This window comes from Enterobacter sp. RHBSTW-00994 (assembly GCF_013782625.1).
Taxonomy (GTDB): domain Bacteria; phylum Pseudomonadota; class Gammaproteobacteria; order Enterobacterales; family Enterobacteriaceae; genus Enterobacter.
This window is the reverse complement of record NZ_CP056199.1, coordinates 801,661-828,287: the sequence shown is the minus strand read 5'-3', so window position 1 is coordinate 828,287 and position 26,627 is coordinate 801,661. Positions and strand designations below refer to the sequence as shown.

Genomic DNA, 26,627 nt, shown 5'->3' with positions numbered 1-26,627 from the left:
CGAATTACTTCTGTTTCATAAATTCACGGTATGCCGCTACCACCTGTAAAAAGTCCTCAACGCCACACAGCGACAGACTCTCTTCATCGTAGTAACTCATTCCCTCTTCGATTTCATCACCCGAAAACTCCAGCTGATTGGCGCGAACCATCACCTCTTCACCATCCATCCACAGCGTGTATTCATGCCCGACACGTTGCCAGGAACGTTCACTGCCTTTCACCGTCTGTGCCGCCTGTACCACTTCATCTAACAGGGCGGTGTTTTCCTTCACTTCTTCGTTAAACCAGTGCCCCACCACTTCGTGGCCCATCGACATACGCACTTTCACCACACCTGTGATGTCGCGCAGAAATTCGTAATCCATCGTATTTTCCTCTGCAAAGCCATTACGTTAATTATCGCAGCAGAGAGGAAGAAAAAAAGCGTGAGAGACGGGAGGAATGAAAATAAAAAGGTGAGAGCAAAGCCCTGCGGCCTGATGCCCTCACCCCAGCCCCTCTCACACTGGAGAGGGGCGCATTTATTATACTGCTGTCTGGAAGATCACGCCGTCAGCCTTCTCGGTGTACTGAGAGAGCTGGTCGAAGTTCAGATAGCGGTAGGTATCCACCGCCGTCTTATCAACTTGCGCAATATAGGTCTGGTACTCTTCCGGCGTTGGCAGTTTACCAATCAGCGCGGCAACTGCCGCCAGTTCCGCAGAGGCCAGATAGACGTTTGCGCCTGTACCTAAACGGTTCGGGAAGTTACGGGTAGAAGTGGAAACCACTGTCGCACCGTCAGCAACACGCGCCTGGTTACCCATACACAGGGAACAGCCAGGGATTTCGATACGCGCCCCGCTCTTACCGAATACGCTGTAATAACCTTCTTCAGTCAACTGCGCCGCATCCATACGGGTTGGCGGAGCCACCCACAGGCGGGTTGGCAGCTGGCCTTTATGGGTATCCAGCAGTTTACCGGCAGCACGGAAGTGACCGATGTTGGTCATGCAGGAACCGATGAACACTTCGTCGATCTTATCGCCCTGCACATCAGAAAGCAGACGGGCATCGTCTGGATCGTTCGGTGCACACAGGATTGGCTCTTTAATATCCGCCAGATCGATGTCGATCACGGCTGCATATTCTGCATCCGCATCGGCTTCCAGCAGTTGCGGATCTGCCAGCCATTTTTCCATCCCCTGCACGCGGCGTTCCAGGGTACGACGATCGCCGTAACCTTCTGCAATCATCCACTTCAGCAATACGATGTTGGACGTCAGATACTCTTCGATCGGCGCCTGGTTCAGCTTGATGGTACAACCTGCCGCTGAGCGCTCAGCGGAAGCATCCGTCAGTTCGAACGCCTGCTCAACTTTCAGATCCGGCAGACCTTCGATCTCCAGAATGCGGCCAGAGAAGATGTTTTTCTTCCCTTTTTTCTCAACGGTCAGCAGACCTTGTTTGATCGCATACAGCGGGATCGCATGCACCAGATCACGCAGGGTAATCCCCGGCTGCATTTTGCCTTTGAAGCGCACCAGAACCGATTCCGGCATATCCAGCGGCATCACGCCCGTCGCAGCAGCAAATGCCACCAGACCAGAGCCTGCCGGGAAGGAGATGCCAATCGGGAAGCGGGTATGAGAGTCACCGCCTGTGCCTACGGTATCAGGCAGCAACATGCGGTTCAGCCAGGAGTGGATAACGCCATCACCCGGACGCAGAGACACACCGCCACGGTTCATAATGAAGTCCGGCAGCGTGTGGTGCGTGGTGACGTCAACCGGCTTAGGATACGCAGCGGTATGGCAGAATGATTGCATTACCAGATCAGAAGAGAAGCCCAGGCACGCCAGGTCTTTCAGCTCATCACGGGTCATCGGGCCGGTGGTGTCCTGAGAACCTACGGAGGTCATCTTCGGTTCGCAGTACGCACCTGGACGAATGCCTTTCACACCACAGGCACGGCCAACCATTTTCTGCGCCAGAGAGAAGCCACGGCTGCTTTCTGCCACATCTTTCGCCTGACGGAAGACATCACTGTGCGGCAGACCCAGCGCTTCACGCGCTTTAGTCGTCAGGCCACGACCGATGATCAGCGGAATACGCCCACCCGCACGAACTTCATCAATCAGCACATCCGTTTTCAGTTCAAAACTTGCGAGCAGTTCACCGGTTTCGTGGTTACGGACTTCACCCTTGAACGGATAAACGTCAATCACGTCGCCCATGTTCAGGTTGTTCACGTCCACTTCAATAGGCAGCGCGCCTGCATCTTCCATGGTGTTAAAGAAGATAGGGGCAATTTTACCGCCGAGACACAGGCCACCGCCGCGTTTGTTCGGCACATGAGGAATATCATCACCCATGAACCACAGTACGGAGTTGGTTGCAGACTTACGGGAAGAGCCCGTTCCCACGACGTCGCCAACGTAGGCCAGTGGGAAACCTTTCTCCTGCAGGGCTTCAATCTGTTTGATCGGGCCAACACTTCCAGGCTGATCAGGCTCAATGCCTTCACGGGCATTTTTCAACATCGCCAGGGCGTGCAGTGGGATATCAGGGCGAGACCAGGCATCCGGGGCTGGAGACAGGTCATCAGTGTTGGTTTCACCCGTGACTTTGAACACCGTCACGGTCATTTTTTCTGCCAGCGCAGGACGGCTCAGGAACCACTCGGCGTCAGCCCAGGATTGCATAACCTGTTTCGCGTAGTGGTTACCCGCTTTCGCTTTTTCTTCCACATCGTAGAAGTTATCAAACATCAGCAGCGTGTGGGTCAGCGCTTTCGCGGCAATAGGGGCCAGGGTGTCACTGTCCAGCGCGTCGATCAATGGATGAATATTGTAGCCACCCTGCATCGTACCGAGCAGTTCAATGGCTTTTTCAGGAGTGACCAGTGGGGAGGTGGCTTCACCTTTGGCAATGGCAGCAAGGAAACCGGCTTTAACATATGCGGCTTCATCTACGCCTGGCGGTACTCGGTTGATCAAAAGATCTAAAAGGAATTCTTCTTCGCCCGCGGGCGGGTTTTTCAGCAGCTCGACGAGCGCGGCCATTTGGGTTGCATCTAAAGGTTTGGGTACAATTCCCTCGGCGGCACGTTCTGCTACGTGCTTACGGTATTCTTCTAGCACGACGGTTCTCCTCGCTCTCATTGTCATATTGCGGCATACACTTCCTCCTTCAACTTACCTCTCCGTTGGCTGCATTCACTCACTCCCGTCACTCACTGATGTAAGCTCTGGAAGATCCGTTCACTTGCCGCCTTGACGCAAATTGAAAGCTTTCGTGTATTGGGCGTTTTCTTCACGCTCCTGTGAGACAGCAGTTTGTAGGGTAAATGCCCGAAGCCGCGTCGGGCAGCATAGCAGGATTTCTGCACAGTGTTAATCCGTTTACAAAAAAGCAACATTAAATAGTTTGCTGAATCGTTAAGGATGGTATAGCGGATAGTGAACATCTGTTTTGCAGGTCATTCGCAAGGGCTGCCTGCGGAATACCCGACGACTTTCCCGACATCAGATATAATTTGTGTAATAAATGCTCACATTCTTTAGCCAGATGTTCCGGTGATTTCCCAATAAAAGTCAAAACAGCAAAACTCGGGTGAATATACTCGCGGCAACAGCAACGCCTCACGGCACTGCCCTCGTCTCGTCGGAGTCATCTTATGAAGTTGCCTTTTAAGCCACACCTCCTTGTCCTTCTGTGCAGTGCCGGGCTTTTTGCCGCATCAGGCGTCATGCTGGTGAAAGGACGGGCGACAGAGCCCCAGCCCCAACCGGCCGTTCCCGTGGCGCAGCCAACCCCCGTCGCGCAATCATCTGCAACCCCTGCTCCGACTTACACATCTGCACAACTGGATCAATGGGTCGCCCCTGTTGCACTCTACCCTGACGCGCTGTTGTCTCAGATTTTGATGGCATCGACCTATCCGGCAAATGTGATTCAGGCGGCGCAGTGGTCCAAAGATAACCCCAAAATGCAGGGGGATACCGCCATTCAGGCCGTGGCCGGGCAGCCGTGGGACCCCAGTGTGAAATCGCTGGTTGCCTTTCCACAGCTGATGTCATTGATGGGCGAGAATCCTCCCTGGGTGCAAAACCTCGGTGATGCTTTCCTCGCGCAGCCGAAGGATGTAATGGACTCTGTTCAACGTCTTCGCGCCCTCGCTCAGCAGACTGGCGCATTACAATCCACACCTCAGCAGACCGTCACCACCGTGACAAAACCCGCGTCGACGAAAAGCACCTCCACGGAATCGACATCCACTAGTACCGCAACGCCAGCCCCGACCGTCATTAAGATCGAATCTGCCGATCCTCAGGTTGTGTATGTTCCAACCTATAATCCTAATACGGTCTATGGAACCTGGCCCAATACCAGTTATCCCCCGGTCTATCTCCCTCCTTCCCCTGGGGAGCAATTCACTGACAGCCTGGTAAAAGGCTTTGGTTTTAGTCTGGGTGTCGCAACAACCTATGCAATTTTCAGCAATATCGACTGGGATGACGACGACTGGGATCACCATCATCACGATGATGATTACAACCACAACGGCGGATATAACCGTAACGGTGATAACAACATCAATATCAACGTTGATAATTTCAATAAAATCAGCGGACAACATCTTACTGGGGCTAACCAGACCTGGCAGCACAATCCAGCCTATCGGGGAGGCGTGCCGTATCCCACAAACCAGCTCAACAGCCGTTTCCATTCAACAAATACGGCGACAGGCCTGAGTGCAACGCAGCAAAAACCGGTGAACCGCGATAACCAGCGTCAGGCGGCGTTAGCACAAGTTCAGCAATCGACGGGTAAAACGCTCTCCCAGGCACAGCGCCCGGCCACAAAAGAGGCTCAGCGTCAGGCAGCAAATCAGCAACTGAAGCAAATTTCTCAGCGTAGTAACTATCGCGGGTACGACAACACACCGCAAAGCGGACAACGCAAGCATGCTAAGCAAACGCACGAGAGCCGCCAGACAACCACTCCGCGTCCGGAAAAACGGGTTTCACAAACCGCCCAGCGGCCAAACAACCCACCTCGTGCTAATGCGCTAAGCGGTAACGATAGCCTTTCCGCTAACTGGCAGGCCCAGCAGCAACGCGGCACGCAGAGCCGTCAGTTATCAGCCCGTAATCAGCAGCAACAGCAGCGACAAATGCCAGCCCGAACTGAACACCGTGAATTCCGTCATCGCTAAAGGAACAGACATGAAAATCAAATTACTCAGTGGGCTGGTGCTTTTGATGGTGTCTACCGTCACGATGGCGCAGCAATATTTCAGCACGCCAGAACAAGCAACGGATGCACTGGCGAATGCCATTAATGAGCAAAATGAAAGTGCGATGAATTCCCTGCTCGGTGATAACTGGCGTCATTTTTTGCCGCCAGAAGGTGTCGACCCAGATGCCGTCGACCGTTTTTTGCGCGACTGGAAAGTGCGCCACAGCACAGTGGTTAACGACAATATTGCCCATCTCATCGTCGGTGAAAATAGCTGGCAACTGCCAATACCCGTCATCAAGACGGCATCCGGGTGGCAATTTGATATGCAGGAAGCCGCCAATGAGATCCTGACACGTGAAATAGGCCGCAATGAACTGGCTGCCATAGAAGCCCTGCATGCCTACGTCGATGCCCAGCAGAGCTATTACGCCCTTAACCAGACCTACGCCCGGAAAATTGTCAGTTCAGAAGGGAAAAAAGATGGCCTGTACTGGCCTGTTGCACAAGGCGAACCCCCCAGCCCACTCGGTCCGGCGTTCAGTCCAAAAGAGCCAGGAATGGGTTATCACGGCTATCGGTTCAAAATCCTGCCTGATAAACACGGTTTTGCAATGGTCGCCTGGCCAGTCAGTTATGGTGAAACAGGAGTGATGAGTTTTGTGATCAATCAGGATGACAAAGTTTATCAGACAAACCTCGGCAGTCACTCGCCACAAAAAGCACAGCAACTCACTGTCTATAACCCGGATAAAAACTGGCAACCTGTCGCTCCCTGAACCACAGGCACAAAAAAAGCGGCTTATCAGCCGCTTTTTTAAGCCGGAAGAAACTTATTTCTTCTTCGCTTTCGCGTTTGGCAGGTCGGTGATGCTACCTTCAAACACTTCTGCCGCCAGGCCCACAGACTCATGCAGAGTTGGGTGAGCGTGGATGGTCAGCGCGATGTCTTCAGCGTCACAGCCCATTTCAATAGCCAGACCAATCTCACCCAGCAGTTCGCCGCCGTTAGTACCGACAATTGCACCACCGATTACACGGTGAGTCTCTTTGTCGAAGATCAGTTTGGTTACGCCGTCAGCGCAATCAGAAGCGATAGCACGCCCAGAAGCTGCCCACGGGAAGGTGGCGGTTTCGTAGCTAATGCCTTTCTCTTTCGCTTCTTTCTCTGTCAGACCCACCCAGGCCACTTCTGGCTCGGTGTACGCGATAGAAGGAATCACTTTCGGATCGAAGTAGTGTTTCATGCCCGCGATAACTTCAGCGGCAACGTGACCTTCGTGAACACCTTTGTGTGCCAGCATTGGCTGACCGACGATATCGCCGATAGCAAAGATGTGCGGCACGTTAGTGCGCAACTGTTTGTCGACGCGAATGAAACCACGATCGTCAACTTCCACGCCCGCTGCGCCTGCATTAAGGTTTTTACCGTTCGGTACGCGACCGATAGCCACCAGCACGGCGTCATAGCGCTGCGCTTCAGCAGGGGCTTTTTTGCCTTCCATGGAAACGTAAATACCGTCTTCTTTCGCTTCAACGGCAGTCACTTTGGTTTCCAGCATCAGGTTGAATTTCTTGCTGATACGTTTGGTGAAGACTTTAACGATGTCTTTATCGGCAGCCGGGATAACCTGGTCGAACATTTCAACCACGTCAATCTCTGAACCCAGCGCATGGTACACCGTACCCATTTCCAGGCCGATGATACCGCCGCCCATGACCAGCAGACGTTTTGGAACGCTTTTCAGTTCCAGTGCATCGGTGGAATCCCACACGCGCGGATCTTCATGTGGAATGAATGGCAGTTCGATTGGGCGAGAGCCTGCCGCGATGATCGCGTTGTCGAAGTTGATCACGGTTTTGCCGTTTTCACCTTCCACTTCCAGGGTGTTTGCCCCGGTGAATTTACCCAGACCGTTTACCACTTTCACTTTACGGCCTTTGGCCATACCAGCCAGACCACCGGTCAGCTGAGTGATAACTTTCTCTTTCCAGGTACGAATCTTGTCGATATCGGTTTTCGGCTCGCCGAAGACGATACCGTGTTCAGCCAGCGCTTTGGCTTCTTCGATAACTTTGGCTACGTGCAGCAGCGCTTTTGAAGGGATACAGCCGACGTTCAGACAAACACCGCCGAGGGTGCTGTAGCGTTCTACGATGACGGTTTCCAGACCTAAATCCGCGGCGCGGAATGCTGCGGAGTAACCTGCCGGGCCTGCCCCAAGTACTACGACCTGAGTTTTGATTTCTGTGCTCATCATGACCTCTTAATTTATACCCGTCGTCCACCGGGTCGTTCTATCCGCCCGCAGTTTACAAAATTGTTAACAATTTTGAAACAACAAACGGCTCACGAATTGTCGCTTTCGCCAATAACCTCACAAACCTCACGAGATTATCAGAAAAAAGCCGGCCGATTGGCCGGCTTTTCGATTACATCACCAGGCGGCGAATATCGCTCAGGGTGTTGTTGATGATGGTGATAAAGCGCGCACCATCAGCACCGTCGATCACGCGGTGGTCGAAGGAAAGAGAAATCGGCATCATCAGACGCGGAGTAAACTCTTTACCGTTCCATACCGGCTCAATCGCGGATTTGGACACACCGAGGATAGCCACTTCCGGCGCGTTAACAATCGGTGCGAAGTGGGTTGTACCCAGGCCACCGATGCTGGAGATAGTGAAGCAACCGCCCTGCATTTCGCCAGCAGTCAACTTACCATCACGCGCTTTCTTGGAGATCACAGTCAGTTCACGAGACAGCTCGGTAATGCTCTTCTTGTTCACGTCTTTGAAGACCGGAACAACCAGACCATTTGGCGTATCAACCGCCACACCGATGTTGATGTATTTTTTCAGCGTCAGACGCTGTGCATCTTCGGACAGGGAGCTGTTGAAACGAGGCATCTGCTCAAGCGCAGCAGCAACCGCTTTCATGATGAAGACGACTGGGGTGAATTTCACATCCAGTTTACGCTTCTCAGCTTCTGCGTTCTGCTGTTTACGGAACGCTTCCAGGTCAGTGATATCGGTTTTGTCGAAGTGCGTAACGTGCGGGATCATCACCCAGTTACGGCTCAGGTTAGCACCAGAGATTTTCTGGATACGACCCAGTTCAACTTCTTCGATTTCGCCAAACTTGCTGAAGTCCACTTTTGGCCATGGCAGCATGCCCGGAATACCACCGCCACTGGCAGCAGCAGGTGCAGCTTCAGCGCGTTTCACCGCGTCTTTCACATAAGTCTGAACGTCTTCGCGCAGGATACGACCTTTACGGCCAGTCCCTTTCACTTTCGCCAGGTTCACACCGAATTCGCGCGCCAGGCGACGAATCAGTGGAGTCGCGTGAACGTAAGCGTCGTTTTCAGCGAATTCAGATTTGCCTTCCGCCTTCGCAACTGGGGCAGCAGCAGGTTTAGCCGCCTGAGCCGGTGCAGCAGCAGGTGCTGGAGCAGCAACCGGAGCGGCGGCAGGCGCAGCGCCTTCCACTTCGAAGACCATGATCAGGGAACCGGTAGACACTTTGTCACCAGTGCTGATTTTGATCTCTTTAACCGTACCCGCGAATGGCGCAGGCACTTCCATGGACGCTTTGTCGCCTTCAACGGTGATCAGTGATTGTTCAGCAGCAACTTTGTCGCCGACTTTCACCATCACTTCGGTCACTTCGACTTCGTCACCGCCGATGTCTGGTACGTTAACGTCTTTCGCGCCGCCAGCAACAGCTGGTGCAGCGGCTGCCGGAGCAGCGGCCTGTGCAGGCGCGGCAGCAGGTGCAGCACCCGCCACTTCGAAGACCATGATCAGGGAGCCAGTAGACACTTTGTCACCGGTGTTGATTTTGATCTCTTTAACCGTACCCGCGAACGGAGCCGGAACTTCCATAGAGGCTTTGTCGCCTTCTACGGTGATCAGGGACTGTTCAGCCGCAACGGTGTCGCCCACTTTCACCAGGATTTCGGTCACTTCAACTTCGTCACCGCCGATGTCAGGCACGTTGACTTCTTTCGCTGCCGCGGCAGCTGCTGGTGCAGCGGCCGGAGCGGCTTTCTTCTCTTCCTGCGCAGGTGCAGCAGTTGCTGCACCGTCAGCGGAATCGAAAATCATGATCAGTTTGCCCGTCTCGGTTTTATCGCCAACAGAGACTTTGATCTCTTTAACGATGCCAGCCTGAGGAGACGGGACTTCCATAGAGGCTTTATCGCCTTCTACGGTGATCAGCGACTGTTCTGCTTCAACTTTGTCGCCTACTTTGACCAGGATCTCGGTGATTTCAACTTCATCAGCCCCGATGTCCGGTACATTGATTTCGATAGCCATTATTCTTTTACCTCTTACGCCAGACGCGGGTTAACTTTTTCAGCATCGATGTTGAACTTGGTGATTGCTTCCGCCACCACTTTCTTGTCGATTTCGCCACGTTTAGCCAGTTCGCCCAGTGCTGCTACAACCACATAAGAAGCATCAACTTCGAAGTGGTGACGCAGGTTTTCACGGCTGTCAGAACGACCGAAGCCGTCAGTACCCAGTACGCGATAATCATCAGCTGGTACGTAGGTACGAACCTGCTCTGCGAACAGTTTCATATAGTCAGTAGAAGCCACCGCTGGAGCATCGTTCATCACCTGAGCGATGTACGGAACGCGCGGCGTTTCCATTGGGTGCAGCATGTTCCAGCGCTCACAATCCTGGCCATCACGAGCCAGTTCAGTGAAGGAGGTTACGCTGTAGACGTCAGAACCTACACCGTAGTCGTTTGCCAGGATCTGTGCGGCTTCACGTACGTGACGCAGGATAGAACCGGAGCCCAACAGCTGAACTTTACCTTTGCTACCTGCAACGGTTTCGAGTTTGTAGATACCTTTACGGATACCTTCCTCTGCACCTGCTGGCATCGCCGGCATGTGGTAGTTTTCGTTCAGCGTGGTGATGTAGTAGTAAACGTTCTCTTGTTTCTCACCGTACATACGCTCCAGACCATCATGCATGATGACAGCCACTTCGTATGCGTAAGACGGGTCGTAAGAGATACAGTTAGGGATAGTCAGAGACTGAATGTGGCTGTGACCATCTTCGTGCTGCAGGCCTTCACCGTTCAGTGTCGTACGACCGGAAGTTCCCCCTACCAGGAAGCCGCGAGCCTGTTGGTCGCCAGCCTGCCAGCACAGGTCACCGATACGCTGGAAACCGAACATGGAGTAGTAGATGTAGAACGGAATCATTGGCAGATCGTTGGTGCTGTAAGAGGTCGCAGCAGCCAGCCAGGACGCGCCTGCACCCAGCTCGTTGATACCTTCCTGCAGGATCTGACCTTTCTCGTCTTCTTTGTAATATGCAACCTGCTCACGGTCCTGCGGGGTGTACTGCTGGCCGTTCGGGCTGTAGATACCGATCTGACGGAACAGACCTTCCATACCGAAAGTACGTGCTTCATCAGCAATGATTGGAACCAGACGATCTTTGATCGACTTGTTCTTCAGCATCACGTTCAGGGCACGAACGAAAGCGATAGTAGTGGAGATTTCTTTGTTCTGTTCTTCCAGCAGCTGAGAGAAGTCTTCCAGCGCAGGCAGTTCCAGTTTCTCGGAGAAGTTAGGCTGACGAGATGGCAGGTAGCCTTTCAGTGCCTGACGACGTTCGTGCAGGTACTTGTGCTCTTCAGAACCTTCCGGGAAGGTGAGGTAAGACAGGTTTTCAACCTGCTCATCGGTCACTGGCACATTGAAACGGTCGCGGATATAACGCACGCCGTCCATGTTCATTTTCTTAACCTGGTGAGCGATGTTTTTACCTTCAGCGGTATCCCCCATGCCATAACCTTTGATGGTGTGGGCCAGGATCACAGTCGCTTTACCTTTGGTGTCCTGCGCTTTTTTCAGTGCAGCGTAGACTTTCTTCGGATCGTGGCCACCACGGTTCAGGGCCCAAATCTGCTCGTCAGTCCAGTCTGCAACCAGCGCTGCGGTTTCTGGGTATTTACCGAAGAAGTGCTCGCGAACGTATGCACCGTCTTTGGATTTGAAGGTCTGGTAGTCGCCGTCAACGGTTTCGTTCATCAGTTGGATCAGTTTACCGCTGGTATCTTTACGCAGCAGCTCATCCCAACGACCGCCCCACATCACTTTGATCACGTTCCAGCCAGCACCTGCGAAGATGCCTTCCAGTTCGTTGATGATCTTGCCGTTGCCGGTTACCGGACCATCCAGACGTTGCAGGTTACAGTTGATAATGAAGCACAGGTTGTCCAGTTTCTCACGGGTAGCGATAGTAATCGCCCCTTTAGATTCTGGCTCATCCATTTCACCGTCGCCCAGGAAAGCGTAAACGGTTTGTTCAGAGGTATCTTTCAGACCACGGTGTTCCAGATATTTCAGGAACTTCGCCTGGTAGATCGCACCGATTGGGCCCAGACCCATAGACACGGTCGGGAACTGCCAGAATTCAGGCATCAGTTTAGGGTGCGGGTAAGAAGACAGACCTTTACCGTGAACTTCCTGACGGAAGTTGTTCATCTGCTCTTCAGTCAGACGACCTTCCAGGAATGCACGTGCATAGATACCAGGGGAGATGTGACCCTGGAAGTAAACCAGATCGCCGCCGTCTTTCTCGTTACGTGCACGGAAGAAGTGGTTGAAGCACACTTCATAAACGGTTGCTGAAGACTGGAAGGATGCCATGTGGCCACCCAGTTCCAGGTCTTTCTTGGATGCGCGCAGAACGGTCATAATCGCGTTCCAGCGGATTGCAGAACGGATACGACGTTCCAGATCCAGATTGCCCGGGTATTCCGGTTCGTCTTCGACGGCAATCGTGTTTACGTAGTTGCTAGCCCCTGCACCTGCCGCTACCTTCACGCCACCTTTACGGGCTTCTGAAAGCAGCTGATCAATCAGATACTGAGCACGCTCAACACCTTCTTCACGGATGACCGATTCGATCGCCTGTAGCCAGTCGCGAGTTTCGATCGGATCCACGTCATTTTGGAGACGTTCTGACATGGGGGTATTCCTTATCTATCTAGTACGTTAATTTGTCTGGAACCTGTCCCATTGTGTTCTTTTTCTTCCTATTTCAGGCTGTCTCTTTGTTGGCTGCGCTTCCTCACCCTGGTCACATAGCTCACTATGCTCCCAGGGATTCGCGCGCTTGCCGCCGCGATACAACCCGAACTATTTCGAAAACTAAAAGCACAATAAGACAGGTTCTGCGTTTAGTTGCCGCGCTCTAAAAAAACCTGGCGCTTAATCCTTTCGTTGCTGTATGCGGCGAAGTGAACGTTCGCGACGCGATTGTTCACGGCTGCGGTCCAGCAAGATTTCCTCAATGAAAGCCAGATGGCGGTGCGACGCTTCACGCGCCTGCTCCGGTTCCCCGGCCATTATCGCCTCGAATACTCGGGTGCGATGGTTGCTGACCAGCGGAAGCATTTCCCGACGGGCATACAACAATTCAAAATTCTGACGAACATTTTGGGACAGCATCGGTTCCATGCAGCGTAGCAAGTGAAGCAACACCACATTATGCGCCGCTTCGGTAACGGCAATTTGATACTGGACGACGGCATCAGACTCGGCGTCGAGATCGCCGGACTGCTGTGCCCGTTCAATGGCTTGATGGAGTTCGCGTATGCGCTCACGATCTTCATCATTGCTACGAAGCGCAGCGTAATAAGCTGCAATGCCTTCAAGCGCGTGACGGGTCTCTAGCAGGTCAAACTGGGATTCTGGGTGGTCAGAGAGAAGTTCTACCAGCGGATCGCTGAAGCTCTGCCACAGGCTGTTTTGCACAAAGGTTCCGCCGCCCTGGCGACGAAGCAGCAAGCCCTTTGCTTCAAGGCGTTGAATCGCCTCACGCAGAGAGGGACGGGAAACGTCGAACTGTTTTGCCAGCTCGCGTTCAGGCGGGAGTTTTTCACCGGGGCGCAGTGTCCCCTCAAGGATCAAAAACTCCAGCTGCTGCTCAATCACATCGGATAGTTTTGGTTGGCGAATTTTGCTGTAGGCCATATTCCCTGTCTTACGCCTTTTTGCCCGGAGTCAATTGGTCTTACCAATTTCATATTCGTATCGCTAAAGTAACAAAGTATTCACCTTCTGTCCATATTGGTTTTGATTGAAATCAGTAAACCCTGCACATTTTAACAACCTTACAGAAATAACGTTTCAGTTATGTAACTTTGCACAAATGAAATGATTACTACCAAAGAGGTGGTTTTAACCTTATTGAAACGATGGAATTTGCAATCTGAAGCGATTCAACAACGAAAATAATGAAAATTCGCCCACTTAAGGAGCATTTTTATTCTATAGGTAGCAGAGGAACGATTAATGGGCAGGATTTACAAATGCTCTCTTTTTATTCAACTCGTCATCATCCTTTCATAAAGCAGGTGCATTCATTCGCACTTATCACTATTCTTGCCCCTAAGGAAGACAGTTCCGAATATTTCATTTTATTAGTCCGTAAAGAAAATAATACATGAAATGGACTTTCATAATTACACACGCCTGAGCGTGAACATAACAACCACACACGAGGTTTTCTAATGGAAGGTCAACAGCACGGCGATCAGCTAAAGCGCGGCCTCAAAAACCGCCACATACAGCTCATCGCATTGGGTGGTGCTATCGGTACAGGCCTGTTTCTGGGGAGCGCATCCGTAATCCAGTCCGCCGGTCCAGGCATTATTCTGGGTTACGCTATCGCTGGTTTTATCGCTTTTCTGATCATGCGTCAGCTAGGTGAGATGGTCGTTGAAGAGCCGGTGGCCGGCTCTTTCAGTCACTTCGCCTATAAATACTGGGGAGGTTTCGCGGGCTTCGCCTCTGGCTGGAACTACTGGGTGTTGTACGTTCTGGTTGCCATGGCTGAACTGACCGCTGTGGGTAAATATATTCAGTTCTGGTATCCGGATATCCCAACCTGGGCTTCTGCGGCTGCCTTCTTCGTTATCATTAACGCCATCAACCTGACTAACGTAAAAGTGTTCGGGGAGATGGAGTTCTGGTTCGCTATCATCAAAGTAATCGCGGTTGTTGCGATGATCATCTTTGGCGGCTGGCTGCTGTTCAGCGGCAACGGCGGCCCACAAGCCACCGTTCGTAACCTGTGGGAACAAGGTGGATTCCTGCCTCACGGCATGACCGGGCTTGTCATGATGATGGCGATTATCATGTTCTCCTTCGGGGGGCTGGAACTGGTCGGCATTACCGCAGCAGAAGCGGATAACCCGGAGCAGAGCATCCCGAAAGCCACCAACCAGGTGATCTACCGTATTCTGATTTTCTATGTGGGTTCACTGGCCGTTCTGCTTTCTCTGCTGCCATGGACACGCGTAACGGCTGATACCAGTCCATTCGTGTTGATCTTCCATGAACTGGGGGATACTTTCGTCGCGAATGCCCTGAACGTGGTGGTCCTGACGGCAGCGCTGTCGGTGTACAACAGTTGCGTATACTGCAACAGTCGCATGCTGTTCGGTCTGGCGCAACAAGGCAACGCACCGAAAGCATTGCTCAACGTCGACAAGCGTGGTGTACCGGTAAATACCATCCTGGTGTCAGCCGTTGTGACTGCACTGTGCGTGCTGATTAACTATCTGGCTCCGGAGTCCGCTTTTGGCCTGCTGATGGCTCTGGTGGTCTCAGCTCTGGTGATCAACTGGGCGATGATTAGCCTGGCACACATCAAGTTCCGCCGTGCGAAACAACAGCAAGGCGTGACCACTCGCTTCCCTGCGCTGTTCTATCCTCTGGGTAACTGGGTATGCCTGCTGTTCATGGCGGCAGTATTGGTCATTATGTTGATGACTCCGGGTATGGCGATCTCCGTTTATCTGATCCCGGTATGGATTGTGATCCTCGGTATCGGCTACCTGTGTAAACAGAAAAATGCCAAAGCAGTAAAAGCACATTAATCCCTCTCCGCTGTACCCGCTTTTCGCGGGTACAGCGTGTTGTTACCTCCCTCACAAATTCGCGCCAATAGCCATTTAATCCATATCACCACCCCAATACTGCAACGCATATATTCATTTGCAGGCAAATAATTCTCTCCATACCGTTACTCGGAGAGCTGTCGATGGATAACACCAAATTATCAGTGAAAGAAAAGATCGGCTATGGGATGGGCGACGCGGGATGCAATATCATCTTCGGCGCTATTATGTTGTTTGTTAACTATTTCTATACGGATATTTTTGGGCTAGCGCCTGCACTGGTTGGCGTATTGTTGCTTTCGGTCCGTGTCATTGATGCAATAACCGACCCTATTATGGGAGCGATTGCCGACCGTACCCGCAGCAAGTATGGTCGTTTTCGTCCATGGTTATTATGGATTGCCTTCCCCTACGCGCTCTTTAGCATCCTCATGTTCACCACACCGGACTGGAGCTACAACAGCAAAGTTATCTATGCCTTTGTCACCTATTTCCTGCTGTCGCTCACCTATACGGCCATCAATATCCCCTATTGCTCGCTGGGCGGCGTCATTACCAACGATCCGAAAGAGCGCGTTGCCTGCCAGTCCTGGCGTTTTGTGCTGGTCGGCATTGCCACGTTACTGCTGTCATTAACCCTGTTGCCAATGGCCGACTGGTTTGGGGGCGATAACAAAGCCAGGGGCTACCAGATGGCGATGACCGTGCTGGCTCTGATCGGCACATGTATGTTCCTGTTTTGCTTTTCTACTGTACGCGAGCGCGTCCGCCCGGCTGTTCAGACCAACGATGAGCTGAAAAACGATCTCAAGGATGTGTGGAAAAACGATCAATGGGTGCGCATCCTGCTGCTCACGCTCTGCAACGTCTGTCCTGGCTTTATCCGCATGGCGGCAACAATGTATTACGTCACCTGGGTGATGGGGCAAAGCACCCATTTTGCCACGCTGTTTATCAGCCTTGGCGTAGTGGGCATGATGCTCGGCAGTATGCTGGCGAAAGTGTTAACTGACCGCTGGTGTAAATTAAAGGTGTTCTTCTGGACCAACATCGTGCTGGCAATCTTCTCCAGCGCGTTCTACTTCTTCGATCCAAAAGCGACAGTCACAATCGTCGTTCTCTACTTCCTGCTGAACATTTTGCATCAGATCCCTTCCCCGCTGCACTGGTCGTTAATGGCGGATGTTGATGATTATGGCGAATGGAAAACAGGGAAACGTATCACCGGAATCAGCTTCTCCGGCAATATTTTCTTCCTCAAGTTGGGGCTGGCTGTTGCGGGCGCTATGGTGGGCTTCCTGCTCTCCTGGTACGGTTACGACGCTGGCGCGAAAGCCCAAAGTGCTGATGCCATCAACGGGATCGTACTGCTGTTTACGGTGATCCCAGGCGTCGGATATTTGATCACTGCTGGCGTGGTTCGCCTGTTAAAAGTGGATCGAGAATTGATGAAACAAATACAGGCCGATCTGGAAAAACGTCGTACCAATTACCGTGAACTGAACGACTATCAGGAACTGAAAGCCGCAGAGACGAAATAAGGAAAGCCGAATGAAAACCTGGCCAAACCCGTTTATTGAGCAACGTGCCGACCCCTATATTCTGCGTCATGATGGACAGTACTATTTTATTGCCTCTGTACCGGAATATGACAGGCTGGCAATCCGCCGCGCAGACACACTGGAGGGCCTTCGCCGCGCTGAAGACGTGGTGGTGTGGCGAAAACCTGACACTGGCCCGATGTGCGAGCTTATCTGGGCGCCCGAGCTGCACCACATTGATGGTAAGTGGTACATCTATTTTGCGGCTGCGCATACCCAGGCGCTCGATAAACTCGGCATGTTCCAGCATCGCATGTTCGCCCTGGAATGTTCCCATAGCGATCCGCTCACGGGAACATGGCGTGAAAAGGGGCAAATCAAAACCCCATTCGATACCTTTGCACTGGACGCAACCACGTTTGTCCATCAGGGCAAGCGCTGGTATCTGTGGGCGCAAAAAGCCCCGGATATTTCCGGCAATTCCAACCTGTATCTGTGTGAAATGGAAAACCCCTGGACGCTCAAGGGCGAGCCCGTCATGCTCAGCAAACCAGAGTATGACTGGGAGTGTCGCGGTTTTTGGGTCAATGAAGGCCCGGCAGTGTTGGTACATAGCAATAAACTGTTTATCAGTTATTCCGCCAGCGCCACCGATGAGAACTACTGCATGGGATTACTGTGGGTAGATATGCATGCTGACCCACAAAATCCGGCCAACTGGCACAAAGCGTCACGCCCGGTGTTCACCACCAGCTATGAAAACCGCCAGTATGGACCAGGGCATAACAGCTTTACGCAAACAGAGGATGGCGAAGATGTGCTGGTGTATCACGCACGTAACTACACCGAAATTGAAGGGGATCCGCTTTATGATCCCAACCGCCATACCCGCCTGAAACTGGTTCGCTGGAATGAAAATGGGATGCCTGATTTTGGCATCCCGCCCGCAGATACGCTTTGAAGACAACGGTGCGCTGGGTTAAACCAGCGTACCGTAAATGGTCAACAGCGCCACAATAACGACCACCACAAATGACGTTTTCTTCGCCATTGATACGGCCGCTTTTGGCGTTTCCACTTTGTCACTATGAGGTTCACGCGCCAGGGAGAATTGTGCCAGGCGGGTTAACACCTGATACTGCGAGGAGTGGCGATCGGCAAGGGAAGCAAACCACGCAGGAAGCGCTTTCTCACCGTGGCCAATTAACGCATACACCACACCAACAAGGCGAACCGGCAACCAGTCGAGCACATGCAGAATGGCATCAATACCCGATTGCAGACGTTCGTGCGGTGTCAGGTAGCGGGCAAGCCAGGTTTGCCAGGCGCGCAGAAACGCATATCCCATAAGCAATACCGGCCCCCATGGGCCTCCCACCACAAACCAGAACAACGGGGCAATATAAAAGCGATAGTTAATCCACAGCAGCGCGTTTTGCAATTCGCGAAGAAACTCACGTTCGTTACAATCCGGTGGAACGCCATGGATTAGCGTTAATTCACTCGCCATCGCACCACGGGCATGAGCATCATCGCGGGATGCAGCTTTCAGATAAGCATGATAGTGCAAACGCACTTTGCCCGCCCCGATACACAAGACGCCAAGTACGATCCACACCACCAACAGCGGCACATTGAAAAAAAGACCGTGGAGCGAGCGCAGCAGCAAGAACACGACAAGCATGACGACAGCCGTCATCAACAGCGTTTGCAGCATAGAGAAATGTTTAATGCGGCGGAAAAACACCTCCAGCCGATGATCCAATTGCCAGTGTTCGCCGAGTTTAAACAACCGTTCAGCGATCATAACCAGCAGCATGGTAAACAACGTCATGTCATCTCCTTTTCTGACGAAGCGGTAAGCATGGCGCGAAACCGGGACCAGTCAAATGCCGGTCCGGGATCGGTTTTTCTTACCGGCGCGATATCACTGTGTCCCGTGATATTCCCGGCAATGGCGGGATACAATCCAATAAGCGTCTGTGTCACCGCAACCAGTTGCTGATATTGCGCATCGGTATACGGTGTGGTGTCCGTGCCTTCCAGTTCGATTCCAATAGAGAAATCATTGCAACGCTCACGCCCCTGATACAGCGATACACCCGCATGCCAGGCGCGCTGATCAAATGGAACATACTGGACAATTTCCCCGTCACGGCGGATCAAGCAATGCGCTGAAACACGCAGATGCGCAATCTCTGCAAAAAAAGGATGGGCTTCAGGATCAATCGTTCCTGTGAATAATGCATCGATCCACGGTCCGCCAAACTCACCCGGTGGGAGACTAATATTATGAACAACCAGCAGTGAGGGCATCTCATCCTCCGGGCGGCTGTCATGGTGCGGCGAGGGCACATGCCGCGCATCCACCAGCCATCCGTTTTCTAACAACATGCTGGAACTCCTTATGTATGGTGCTGTTACCCGGTTCAGAGTAGCATGTTTCAATATTATGATTCGTTACCAATTTGGAGTTTTATCATGCCGCCTCGCCGCTATAACCCCGACCACCGACGTGACGTGCTTCTGGAACGTATTAATATGGATATTCCGGCAAGCGTTGCCCATGCCCTGAAAGAAGATCTGGGCGGCGACGTTAATGCCGACAACGATATTACCGCACAATTGTTGCCAAAAGAGACACGCTCTCACGCGGTCATTATTACCCGTGAAGACGGGGTATTTTGCGGAAAACGTTGGGTGGAAGAGGTCTTTACCCAACTCGCGGGTGACGACGTTCAAGTCACCTGGCATGTCGCAGATGGCGATGCTATTTCAGCCAACCAGTCACTGTTTGAACTTGATGGTCCATCCCGTGTGCTACTGACAGGTGAACGCACCGCGCTTAACTTCGTGCAAACCTTATCCGGTGTGGCGAGTGAAGTGCGCCGCTATGTGGATCTGCTGGCAGGAACGCATACCCAATTGCTGGATACCCGCAAAACACTGCCAGGCCTGCGCACCGCACTGAAGTACGCAGTGCTGTGTGGTGGTGGGGCAAACCATCGACTGGGGTTATCCGACGCCTTCCTGATCAAAGAGAACCACATTATTGCTTCAGGCTCCGTCCGTCAGGCGGTAGAAAAGGCCTTCTGGCTGCACCCTGATGTACCGGTCGAAGTTGAGGTGGAAAATCTGGACGAACTGGATGATGCCATCAAGGCCGGAGCCGACATCATCATGCTGGATAACTTCGAAACCGACCAGATGCGTGAAGCCGTTAAACGTACCAATGGTCAGGCACAGCTTGAGGTTTCCGGTAACGTCACTCAGGAGACACTGCGTGAGTTTGCCGAAACTGGTGTGGACTTTATCTCCGTAGGGGCACTCACCAAACACATCCGGGCACTCGACCTTTCGATGCGCTTCAAATAGCCGCATGCTTCCCCTCTCCCATCGGGGAGGGGAATTACGAAGACACACGCAAATCTGTTGTCCTGAACTGTAACTCTCCCGAAAACGCCTGAAAGCCCCTTCACGTTCTCTTTTTTGCCCCTCGTTTCTGTGCCTTTGCGCTGCCACAGTAGCGCCATCTAACCTAAGGAGCAGAAATGAACAGACAACAGGGATTCACCCTTATTGAGCTAATGGTCGTTATTGGCATTATTGCTATTTTGAGCGCAATTGGCGTTCCGGCTTACCAGAACTACCTTCGAAAAGCAGCCCTGACCGATATGCTGCAAACATTTATTCCCTATCGCACCGCTATTGAGCTTTGCGCCCTGGATCATGGTGGGGTGGATAACTGTGACGGTGGCAGCAATGGTATCCCCGCACCAACCACTTCGCGTTATGTCTCCGGAATGAGTGTGGCAAAAGGGGTAGTGGCCCTCACCGGTCAGGAGAGCCTGACCGGGCTTGACGTGGTGATGACACCGCAATGGAATGATGGCAATGGCATGACGGGCTGGGTACGAAACTGCAATATCGCTAATGACACCTCGCTCAAACAGGCCTGTGAAGACGTCTTCCGCTTCGAACGTCAATAACAGGAGCTGATGATGAATTTAGAACAACTCACAACCTTATGCCTGCGTCACCAGGCGCAGTTACTCACCAGCGATGCCGACACGATCAGTATCGCCGTTGTGGGCAATCCCACGACAGAGCTGATGGATGCTTTGCGCTTCACCACACAAAAGCGTCTTGATATCGAGTGCTGGACGGTCGAGCGGATGGAGAAACACCAGCAGGCCATGGCAAAATCACATCTGCCAGTGACCTCTGAGGCTACTGGGTCGGCTGTCGATATTCTTAACCGCACGCTTTTGCACGCGTTAAAGCAACGGGCATCCGACATTCACATAGAACCAACAGAGCAGGGTTGTCAGATTCGTTTACGCATTGATGGCGTGCTCTACCCGCAACCCTCCCTTTCAGTGGCCTTAGCGGCCACTCTCACCGCCCGGTTAAAAGTACTGAGCCAGCTGGATATTGCAGAACGCAGGTTACCGCAGGATGGTCAGTTTACGGTTGAACTGGCTAACACCCCGGTCTCCTTTCGCATCGCCACACTTCCCTGCAATGGCGGAGAAAAAATCGTGCTCCGCTTACTACACCAGGTTCAACAGGCGCTTGAGGTTAATCAGTTGGGTATGAGCACTGACCAACAAAGGCGCTTTGATGAGGTACTCAATAAGCCGCAAGGTTTGCTCCTGGTAACAGGACCTACGGGTAGCGGAAAAACGGTCACTCTCTACAGTGCATTGCAGGCGCGGAACACTCCCGACGTCAACATTTGCAGTGTAGAAGACCCTATTGAGATCCCCCTTTCAGGACTCAACCAGACACAAATCAATCCCCGTGCAGGCTTAACGTTTCAAAGCGTGCTTCGCGCCCTGCTCCGCCAGGATCCGGACATTATTATGGTCGGTGAAATCCGTGATAGCGAAACGGCAGAAATTGCCATTAAAGCCGCGCAAACCGGACATCTGGTGCTTTCGACTCTTCACACTAATTCAACGGCTGAAACGTTGATTCGCCTACAGCAAATGGGAGTTGCCCGCTGGATGCTCTCTTCTGCACTCTCTATGGTTATTGCCCAACGCCTTGTTCGTCGCCTGTGCCCGCATTGCCGGAAAGAGGCTCCCGACAAAACGACACTTCCCCGTTCAGTATGGCCCCGACAGCTCCCTCAGTGGCAAGCCACAGGTTGCGATCGCTGCTATCACGGGTTTTATGGCCGCATTGCGCTTTTTGAAGTACTCACCGTCGATGATTCTCTCCGGCAAGCCATTGCCAGCGGGGTGTCTGTAGACGTCGTCGAAACCAGTGCCCGGCAAGCGGGAATGATGTCTTTGTTTGAACATGGCTGTCTGGCCATCGAACAAGGATTGACCACTATAGAAGAACTGTTGCGCGTGCTGGGTATGCCCAATGGAGACTAACCAACTCTGGCACTGGCGGGCCATGACAGAAGAAGGCGAACTGCAAAATGGTACGATCTGGGCCACAAATAGCGAAACCGCCAACGCAAAATTAATACGAAAAGCGCTTTATCCGTTGAAGCTCACTCGCTGTATGCAGAAGTATCGGTGGCAAACACACCATTGCTACGAGATTTTCAGGCAACTCGCCACATTGTTGCAAGCTGGCCTCACGCTCTCAGAAAGCCTGCATATGCTGGCGCAACAGCACCCTTTGAAACAGTGGCAGGCATTGCTGCAAAGTCTCGCCGACGATCTCAGCGAAGGACGAGCATTCTCTGAAGCATTAAAAGAGTGGCCTACTGTTTTTAGCCCGCTGTATGTCGCAATGGTAAGAACTGGCGAGCTAACGGGAAAACTGGAAGAGTGTTGTCGGCAACTTGCCGAGCAACAAAAATCCCAACAACAACTCAGCACAAAAGTGAAAAAAGCGCTGCGCTATCCGTTGATCATTCTGACGCTGGCGATAACGGTTGTGATAGCCATGGTTACGCTGGTATTACCGGAGTTCGCCGCTATCTACAAAACCTTTAGCACACCGCTTCCCTTGCTGACACAGTGGATCCTGAGGCTGGCCGCATTTATTCATCAGTGGGGAATGGTACTTCTTACATCACTGCTTTTCCCTGCTGGTCTCGGCTGGATTCTACGGCGGCATCCGCGTTGGCAGCATTTTCGCCATCGTTTTGTTCTAAGTATACCGGTACTGGGATCGCTAGCTAAAGGACAAAAGCTGGGGCAAATATTTACGGTGCTGACACTCACCCAGCACGCTGGCATTGCCTTTTTACAAGGGCTGGAGAGTGCCGAAAGTACCGTTGATAATCTATTCTGGCAGGAACGGCTCAAGGAAGTCAGAGGACGAATCGAGCAAGGAATGCCAGTCTGGTCCTCCCTCCAGAAAGCCACGGTATTCACACCGCTATGCATTCAACTGGTCCGTACAGGCGAAGTTTCCGGGGCGCTCGATATCATGATGGCGAATCTTGCCCGTCACCACACCGAGCAAACATTCCTGCTTGCTGACGAGCTGGCCGCACTTCTGGAGCCTTTATTGCTGATAGTGACAGGTGTGATTATCGGAACGCTGGTCGTCGCGATGTATCTGCCCATTTTTCATCTGGGCGATGCCATGAGTGCAGGATAATGCTGGCGCACAGGCATGCACCAGCGGGAGACGATTACAGGCTATTGAAAACGCGGTTTTCTTGTTCCTGAACGCGGATAAACGTCGTGCGTTTCGTCAGCTCTTTCAGGCGGGATGCGCCCACATAGGTGCAGGCTGAACGCAGACCACCGAGGACATCGCGCGCCGTATTTTCTACCGGTCCACGCAGAGGCAGCTTCACGGTTTTCCCTTCTGCGGCGCGATATTTTGCCACGCCACCCACGTGACGAGTCATCGCTGATTCAGAACTCATGCCATAGAACAGCATAAATTTCTCGCCATTTTCTTCAACGACAACACCGCCGCTCTCTTCATGGCCAGCCAGCATTCCACCCAGCATCACGAAGTCTGCGCCGCCGCCAAAGGCTTTAGCAACATCACCAGGCATGGTGCACCCTCCGTCACTGATGATTTGACCACCAAGGCCATGCGCCGCATCAGCGCACTCAATCACGGCGGAGAGCTGCGGATAGCCTACCCCTGTTTTCACACGCGTCGTGCAGACAGACCCCGGGCCAATGCCCACTTTCACGATATCTGCGCCGGAAAGGATCAGTTCTTCACACATTTCACCCGTGACCACGTTGCCCGCGATAATGGTTTTCGTCGGCCAGGCTTGACGCGCCTTGCTGACAAACTGCACAAAGTGCTCGGAATATCCATTTGCCACGTCAATACAGACAAAATTGAGCACCGGGTTAGCATTCAAAATTTGTTTGGTTTTTTCGAAGTCGGCATCAGATGTGCCCGTAGATACCATCACATGCTTCAGCACATCTTCAGAAGCAGACGAAACGAACGCATTCCACTCTTCTGAGCTGTAGTGTTTGTGAACAGCAGTCAGCACGTCAAATTTAGCCAGCGCAGCTGCCATCTCGAACGTCCCCACCGTGTCCATATTGGCCGCGATGATTGGCACGCCAGACCAGGTCTGACCGGAATGTTTAAAGGTGAATTGACGTTCGAGTTCAACGTCTGAGCGGCTTTTCAGTGTAGAGCGTTTAGGGCGGATAAGAACGTCTTTGAAACCTAACTTCAGATCTTCTTCGATACGCATGTGCGGATTCCTGGGGTTAGAGGCAAATATGTTAAAAGCACAACTCCAGTGACGTTATCATACGCACTAATACCTGCTCCGCAAGACTGCGAAATTCTCTTTTTTTACGCTACAATCCTATAAATTTACCTGGTAAAAAGCGGGTGATGCGATTGAACCTTTCGCCGTGATAAGTTTGAAATTTAACCAACTGATTTTAATAATGAATAATTCCCAGGATTTGATTTAATGGGGTACATCGTCGCATTAACGGGCGGCATCGGTAGTGGCAAAAGTACCGTTGCAGACGCTTTTTCTCATCTGGGCATCGCGATTATTGATGCTGATATCATTGCCCGTCAGGTGGTAGAACCAAATACACCTGCGTTAAACGCTATTCAGGCTCATTTCGGGGATGAAATAATTCATTCCGATGGCACGCTTGACCGGCGTCGGCTTCGTGAACATATTTTTTCACAGCCTGCGGAGAAAGCCTGGCTCAATGCCCTCCTCCACCCCATTATCCATCAGGAAACACAGCGTCAGATTGCAGATGCCACATCCCCTTACGTGCTATGGGTTGTTCCATTGCTTGTTGAAAATCAGCTTGAGAAAAAAGCCGATCGCGTACTGGTCATCGATGTTTCCCCCGAAACTCAGATCCAACGGACAATGGCACGGGACAACGTTTCCCGAGCACATGCTGAACAAATTCTTGCCGCCCAGGTCACGCGTGAAGCACGCCTTGCTGTTGCGGATGATGTTATTGATAATAACGGCGCACCAGATGCCATTGCATCGGATGTTGCCCGTCTGCACGAGCAGTATCTGACGTTCGCCGCGCAGGCCGTTGCACAGGAAAAATCATAATGCCAACTCACATCCTTTTTGAGCACCCACTTAACGAAAAAATGCGTACCTGGTTACGCATTGAATTTTTGATTCAACAGCTTTCACATCACCTCCCGATTAGCGACCACGCCACCGCACTGCATTTTTTCCGCAATGTGGGCGACTTGCTGGATGTGATCGAACGCGGCGATGTGCGCACCGAGCTGCTGAAAGAGCTGGAGCGCCAACAGCGCAAATTACAGGCGTGGACGGAAGTTCCAGGGGTCGATCAGAGCCGTATCGACTCACTTCGCCAACAGCTGAAAAACAGCAGCAGCGTCCTGATGTCTGCACCACGTGTGGGACAATTTTTACGGGAAGACCGCCTCATCGGGCTGGTTCGTCAACGCCTGAGTATTCCAGGGGGGTGCTGTAGTTTTGACCTGCCAACGCTTCATATGTGGCTACACATGCCTCAAGAGCAGCGTGATACGCAGGTAAAAAATTGGCTGAACAGTCTGGAGCCGATGCAGCAGACACTTTTGCTAATCCTCGATCTTATCCGAAACTCAGCGCCGTTCCGCAAACAAACCAGTCTGAACGGTTTTTATCAGGATAATGGGGATGATGCCGATCTGCTGCGTCTGAATTTGTCACTGAACGATCAACTTTATCCGCAGATTTCCGGGCATAAGAGTCGTTTTGCCATTCGATTCATGCCGCTGGATAGCGAAAATGGCACAGTGCCGGATCGCCTCGATTTTGAACTGGCCTGCTGTTAAGGAGTACCGATGTCTGATGTAACCATGGTCAACTGCCCGACCTGCGGAAAAACCGTTGTCTGGGGTGAAAGCAGTCCTTTCCGCCCTTTCTGCTCTAAACGCTGCCAGCTTATTGATTTAGGCGAGTGGGCCGCAGAGGAGAAACGCATTCCAAGCGCAGGCGATCTTTCTGATAGTGATAACTGGAGCGAAGACCAGCAGTCATAATACAAGCCTGCTGGCGTTTCGCTAAGCAGGCTCAAGCGCCTCGTATTAATCGGGTAATAACAGGCTCATTTGCTGGCGGGAATTTGTCGGCATCCAGCGCCTGAAGCTCAATCCAGTTACCCGGTTGCCCTTCTTTTCCCCAGGGTTCACCTTCCCAGTTCTCAACCAGCCAGAACCACAAAGTGATATGGCGATCCGGGAACTGATACTCAAGTTTATCGAAAAGCGAGGGGTTCAGAGGCGTGATGCCCACCTCTTCCTGAAGTTCACGAATCAGCGCCTGTTCCGGCGTTTCGCCTGACTCAATTTTGCCTCCAGGAAATTCCCACTTGTTTGCCATGTGTGCATCGGCGGCACGTTGGGTAATGAAGATTTGATTATGTGGGTTGCGGATAATCCCGACAGCGATTTGCAGTATTTTCATATTGTCACTTCCATAAAAAAGGCGCAGATATCTGCGCCTTTTTGATTTTT

Annotated in this window: 22 protein-coding genes; 12 read left to right on the top strand and 10 right to left on the bottom strand. The window is 52.2% G+C overall.

Annotation, left to right across the window (positions count from 1 at the left end; all coding sequences use genetic code 11):
* Window positions 1–4: 4 nt before the first annotated feature.
* Entirely contained in the window at window positions 5–367 is a 363-nt protein-coding gene (gene yacL / locus HV346_RS03890) for a protein YacL (protein WP_181622277.1), read from the bottom strand.
* A 159-nt stretch (window positions 368–526) separates the two neighbouring features.
* Window positions 527–3,124, bottom strand: coding sequence for a bifunctional aconitate hydratase 2/2-methylisocitrate dehydratase (acnB, locus tag HV346_RS03885; RefSeq protein ID WP_181622276.1), 2,598 nt, complete (start codon window positions 3,122–3,124; stop codon window positions 527–529).
* 536 nt (window positions 3,125–3,660) lie between these two features.
* On the opposite strand from acnB, the gene HV346_RS03880 reads away from it, so the two are divergent.
* Window positions 3,661–5,202, top strand: coding sequence for a DUF3300 domain-containing protein (locus HV346_RS03880; RefSeq protein WP_181622275.1), 1,542 nt, complete (start codon window positions 3,661–3,663; stop codon window positions 5,200–5,202).
* 10 nt (window positions 5,203–5,212) lie between these two features.
* Complete coding sequence (locus tag HV346_RS03875) at window positions 5,213–6,004, top strand: DUF2950 family protein (protein ID WP_181622274.1); 792 nt, start codon at window positions 5,213–5,215, stop codon at window positions 6,002–6,004.
* Between the two features lie 54 nt (window positions 6,005–6,058).
* On the opposite strand, the gene lpdA is transcribed toward HV346_RS03875, so the two are convergent.
* The 4 genes from lpdA to pdhR all read right to left on the bottom strand — a co-directional run bounded on the left by lpdA (window position 6,059) and on the right by pdhR (window position 13,231).
* On the bottom strand, window positions 6,059–7,483 hold the full coding sequence (gene lpdA / locus HV346_RS03870) for a dihydrolipoyl dehydrogenase (RefSeq protein ID WP_181623690.1): 1,425 nt from the start codon (window positions 7,481–7,483) through the stop codon (window positions 6,059–6,061).
* Between the two features lie 175 nt (window positions 7,484–7,658).
* Entirely contained in the window at window positions 7,659–9,545 is a 1,887-nt protein-coding gene (aceF, locus tag HV346_RS03865; protein WP_181622273.1) for a pyruvate dehydrogenase complex dihydrolipoyllysine-residue acetyltransferase, read from the bottom strand.
* Between the two features lie 14 nt (window positions 9,546–9,559).
* Window positions 9,560–12,223 carry a pyruvate dehydrogenase (acetyl-transferring), homodimeric type gene (gene aceE / locus HV346_RS03860; protein WP_181622272.1) on the bottom strand — a complete coding sequence of 888 codons (2,664 nt, stop codon included), beginning with the start codon at window positions 12,221–12,223 and terminating at the stop codon, window positions 9,560–9,562.
* 243 nt (window positions 12,224–12,466) lie between these two features.
* Window positions 12,467–13,231, bottom strand: coding sequence for a pyruvate dehydrogenase complex transcriptional repressor PdhR (gene pdhR / locus HV346_RS03855; protein ID WP_181622271.1), 765 nt, complete (start codon window positions 13,229–13,231; stop codon window positions 12,467–12,469).
* 539 nt (window positions 13,232–13,770) lie between these two features.
* Between pdhR and aroP the strand changes: the two genes are divergently transcribed.
* From aroP to HV346_RS03840, 3 genes are all read left to right on the top strand, one after another.
* Entirely contained in the window at window positions 13,771–15,141 is a 1,371-nt protein-coding gene (aroP, locus tag HV346_RS03850; protein WP_181622270.1) for an aromatic amino acid transporter AroP, read from the top strand.
* 164 nt (window positions 15,142–15,305) lie between these two features.
* Window positions 15,306–16,703, top strand: a complete 1,398-nt coding sequence (locus HV346_RS03845; protein ID WP_181622269.1) for an MFS transporter — start codon at window positions 15,306–15,308, stop codon at window positions 16,701–16,703.
* 10 nt (window positions 16,704–16,713) lie between these two features.
* Window positions 16,714–17,664 carry a family 43 glycosylhydrolase gene (locus HV346_RS03840; RefSeq protein WP_181622268.1) on the top strand — a complete coding sequence of 317 codons (951 nt, stop codon included), beginning with the start codon at window positions 16,714–16,716 and terminating at the stop codon, window positions 17,662–17,664.
* 18 nt (window positions 17,665–17,682) lie between these two features.
* Here HV346_RS03840 and ampE read toward each other — a convergent pair whose 3' ends face one another.
* Together ampE and ampD are read right to left on the bottom strand one after the other, a co-directional pair.
* Window positions 17,683–18,537 carry a beta-lactamase regulator AmpE gene (gene ampE, locus HV346_RS03835; protein WP_181622267.1) on the bottom strand — a complete coding sequence of 285 codons (855 nt, stop codon included), beginning with the start codon at window positions 18,535–18,537 and terminating at the stop codon, window positions 17,683–17,685.
* Window positions 18,534–19,097 carry a 1,6-anhydro-N-acetylmuramyl-L-alanine amidase AmpD gene (gene ampD / locus HV346_RS03830; RefSeq protein ID WP_181622266.1) on the bottom strand — a complete coding sequence of 188 codons (564 nt, stop codon included), beginning with the start codon at window positions 19,095–19,097 and terminating at the stop codon, window positions 18,534–18,536. The genes ampE and ampD overlap by 4 nt, the downstream gene beginning before the upstream one ends.
* 87 nt (window positions 19,098–19,184) lie before the next feature.
* Between ampD and nadC the strand changes: the two genes are divergently transcribed.
* From nadC to hofC, 4 genes are all read left to right on the top strand, one after another.
* Window positions 19,185–20,078: a carboxylating nicotinate-nucleotide diphosphorylase gene (gene nadC / locus HV346_RS03825; RefSeq protein ID WP_181622265.1), complete on the top strand. Its 894-nt coding sequence runs from the start codon at window positions 19,185–19,187 to the stop codon at window positions 20,076–20,078.
* Between the two features lie 176 nt (window positions 20,079–20,254).
* Complete coding sequence (gene ppdD, locus HV346_RS03820; RefSeq protein WP_181622264.1) at window positions 20,255–20,692, top strand: prepilin peptidase-dependent pilin; 438 nt, start codon at window positions 20,255–20,257, stop codon at window positions 20,690–20,692.
* Window positions 20,693–20,704: 12 nt separating this feature from the next.
* The gene (gene gspE / locus HV346_RS03815) at window positions 20,705–22,090 is read left to right on the top strand and encodes a type II secretion system protein GspE (RefSeq protein ID WP_181623689.1); all 1,386 of its coding nucleotides are present in this window, start codon (window positions 20,705–20,707) and stop codon (window positions 22,088–22,090) included.
* Window positions 22,080–23,276 carry a protein transport protein HofC gene (hofC, locus tag HV346_RS03810; protein ID WP_181622263.1) on the top strand — a complete coding sequence of 399 codons (1,197 nt, stop codon included), beginning with the start codon at window positions 22,080–22,082 and terminating at the stop codon, window positions 23,274–23,276. The genes gspE and hofC overlap by 11 nt, the downstream gene beginning before the upstream one ends.
* A 34-nt stretch (window positions 23,277–23,310) precedes the next feature.
* On the opposite strand, the gene HV346_RS03805 is transcribed toward hofC, so the two are convergent.
* On the bottom strand, window positions 23,311–24,354 hold the full coding sequence (locus tag HV346_RS03805; RefSeq protein ID WP_181622262.1) for a GMP reductase: 1,044 nt from the start codon (window positions 24,352–24,354) through the stop codon (window positions 23,311–23,313).
* A gap of 228 nt (window positions 24,355–24,582) precedes the next feature.
* On the opposite strand from HV346_RS03805, the gene coaE reads away from it, so the two are divergent.
* The 3 genes from coaE to yacG are packed head-to-tail and all read left to right on the top strand — an operon-like array spanning window position 24,583 to window position 26,153.
* Window positions 24,583–25,203, top strand: a complete 621-nt coding sequence (gene coaE, locus HV346_RS03800) for a dephospho-CoA kinase (RefSeq protein ID WP_181622261.1) — start codon at window positions 24,583–24,585, stop codon at window positions 25,201–25,203.
* Complete coding sequence (gene zapD / locus HV346_RS03795) at window positions 25,203–25,946, top strand: cell division protein ZapD (RefSeq protein ID WP_181622260.1); 744 nt, start codon at window positions 25,203–25,205, stop codon at window positions 25,944–25,946. The genes coaE and zapD overlap by 1 nt, the downstream gene beginning before the upstream one ends.
* A 9-nt stretch (window positions 25,947–25,955) precedes the next feature.
* Window positions 25,956–26,153: a DNA gyrase inhibitor YacG gene (gene yacG / locus HV346_RS03790; protein ID WP_181622259.1), complete on the top strand. Its 198-nt coding sequence runs from the start codon at window positions 25,956–25,958 to the stop codon at window positions 26,151–26,153.
* Between the two features lie 31 nt (window positions 26,154–26,184).
* Here the strand turns inward: yacG and mutT are convergent, their stop codons facing one another.
* Window positions 26,185–26,577 (bottom strand): 8-oxo-dGTP diphosphatase MutT, encoded by a 393-nt coding sequence (gene mutT, locus HV346_RS03785; RefSeq protein WP_181622258.1) that lies wholly within the window; start codon window positions 26,575–26,577, stop codon window positions 26,185–26,187.
* Window positions 26,578–26,627 lie beyond the last annotated feature (50 nt).

Bases quoted from the DNA above. Each gene is read 5' to 3' on its own strand.
- yacL (WP_181622277.1), bottom strand. From the start codon at position 367: ATGGATTACGAATTTCTGCGCGACATCACAGGTGTGGTGAAAGTGCGT.
- HV346_RS03880 (WP_181622275.1), top strand. From the start codon at position 3,661: ATGAAGTTGCCTTTTAAGCCACACCTCCTTGTCCTTCTGTGCAGTGCC.
- HV346_RS03875 (WP_181622274.1), top strand. From the start codon at position 5,213: ATGAAAATCAAATTACTCAGTGGGCTGGTGCTTTTGATGGTGTCTACC.
- lpdA (WP_181623690.1), bottom strand. From the start codon at position 7,483: ATGAGCACAGAAATCAAAACTCAGGTCGTAGTACTTGGGGCAGGCCCG.
- aceF (WP_181622273.1), bottom strand. From the start codon at position 9,545: ATGGCTATCGAAATCAATGTACCGGACATCGGGGCTGATGAAGTTGAA.
- aceE (WP_181622272.1), bottom strand. From the start codon at position 12,223: ATGTCAGAACGTCTCCAAAATGACGTGGATCCGATCGAAACTCGCGAC.
- pdhR (WP_181622271.1), bottom strand. From the start codon at position 13,231: ATGGCCTACAGCAAAATTCGCCAACCAAAACTATCCGATGTGATTGAG.
- aroP (WP_181622270.1), top strand. From the start codon at position 13,771: ATGGAAGGTCAACAGCACGGCGATCAGCTAAAGCGCGGCCTCAAAAAC.
- HV346_RS03845 (WP_181622269.1), top strand. From the start codon at position 15,306: ATGGATAACACCAAATTATCAGTGAAAGAAAAGATCGGCTATGGGATG.
- HV346_RS03840 (WP_181622268.1), top strand. From the start codon at position 16,714: ATGAAAACCTGGCCAAACCCGTTTATTGAGCAACGTGCCGACCCCTAT.
- ampE (WP_181622267.1), bottom strand. From the start codon at position 18,537: ATGACGTTGTTTACCATGCTGCTGGTTATGATCGCTGAACGGTTGTTT.
- ampD (WP_181622266.1), bottom strand. From the start codon at position 19,097: ATGTTGTTAGAAAACGGATGGCTGGTGGATGCGCGGCATGTGCCCTCG.
- nadC (WP_181622265.1), top strand. From the start codon at position 19,185: ATGCCGCCTCGCCGCTATAACCCCGACCACCGACGTGACGTGCTTCTG.
- ppdD (WP_181622264.1), top strand. From the start codon at position 20,255: ATGAACAGACAACAGGGATTCACCCTTATTGAGCTAATGGTCGTTATT.
- gspE (WP_181623689.1), top strand. From the start codon at position 20,705: ATGAATTTAGAACAACTCACAACCTTATGCCTGCGTCACCAGGCGCAG.
- hofC (WP_181622263.1), top strand. From the start codon at position 22,080: ATGGAGACTAACCAACTCTGGCACTGGCGGGCCATGACAGAAGAAGGC.
- HV346_RS03805 (WP_181622262.1), bottom strand. From the start codon at position 24,354: ATGCGTATCGAAGAAGATCTGAAGTTAGGTTTCAAAGACGTTCTTATC.
- coaE (WP_181622261.1), top strand. From the start codon at position 24,583: ATGGGGTACATCGTCGCATTAACGGGCGGCATCGGTAGTGGCAAAAGT.
- zapD (WP_181622260.1), top strand. From the start codon at position 25,203: ATGCCAACTCACATCCTTTTTGAGCACCCACTTAACGAAAAAATGCGT.
- yacG (WP_181622259.1), top strand. From the start codon at position 25,956: ATGTCTGATGTAACCATGGTCAACTGCCCGACCTGCGGAAAAACCGTT.
- mutT (WP_181622258.1), bottom strand. From the start codon at position 26,577: ATGAAAATACTGCAAATCGCTGTCGGGATTATCCGCAACCCACATAAT.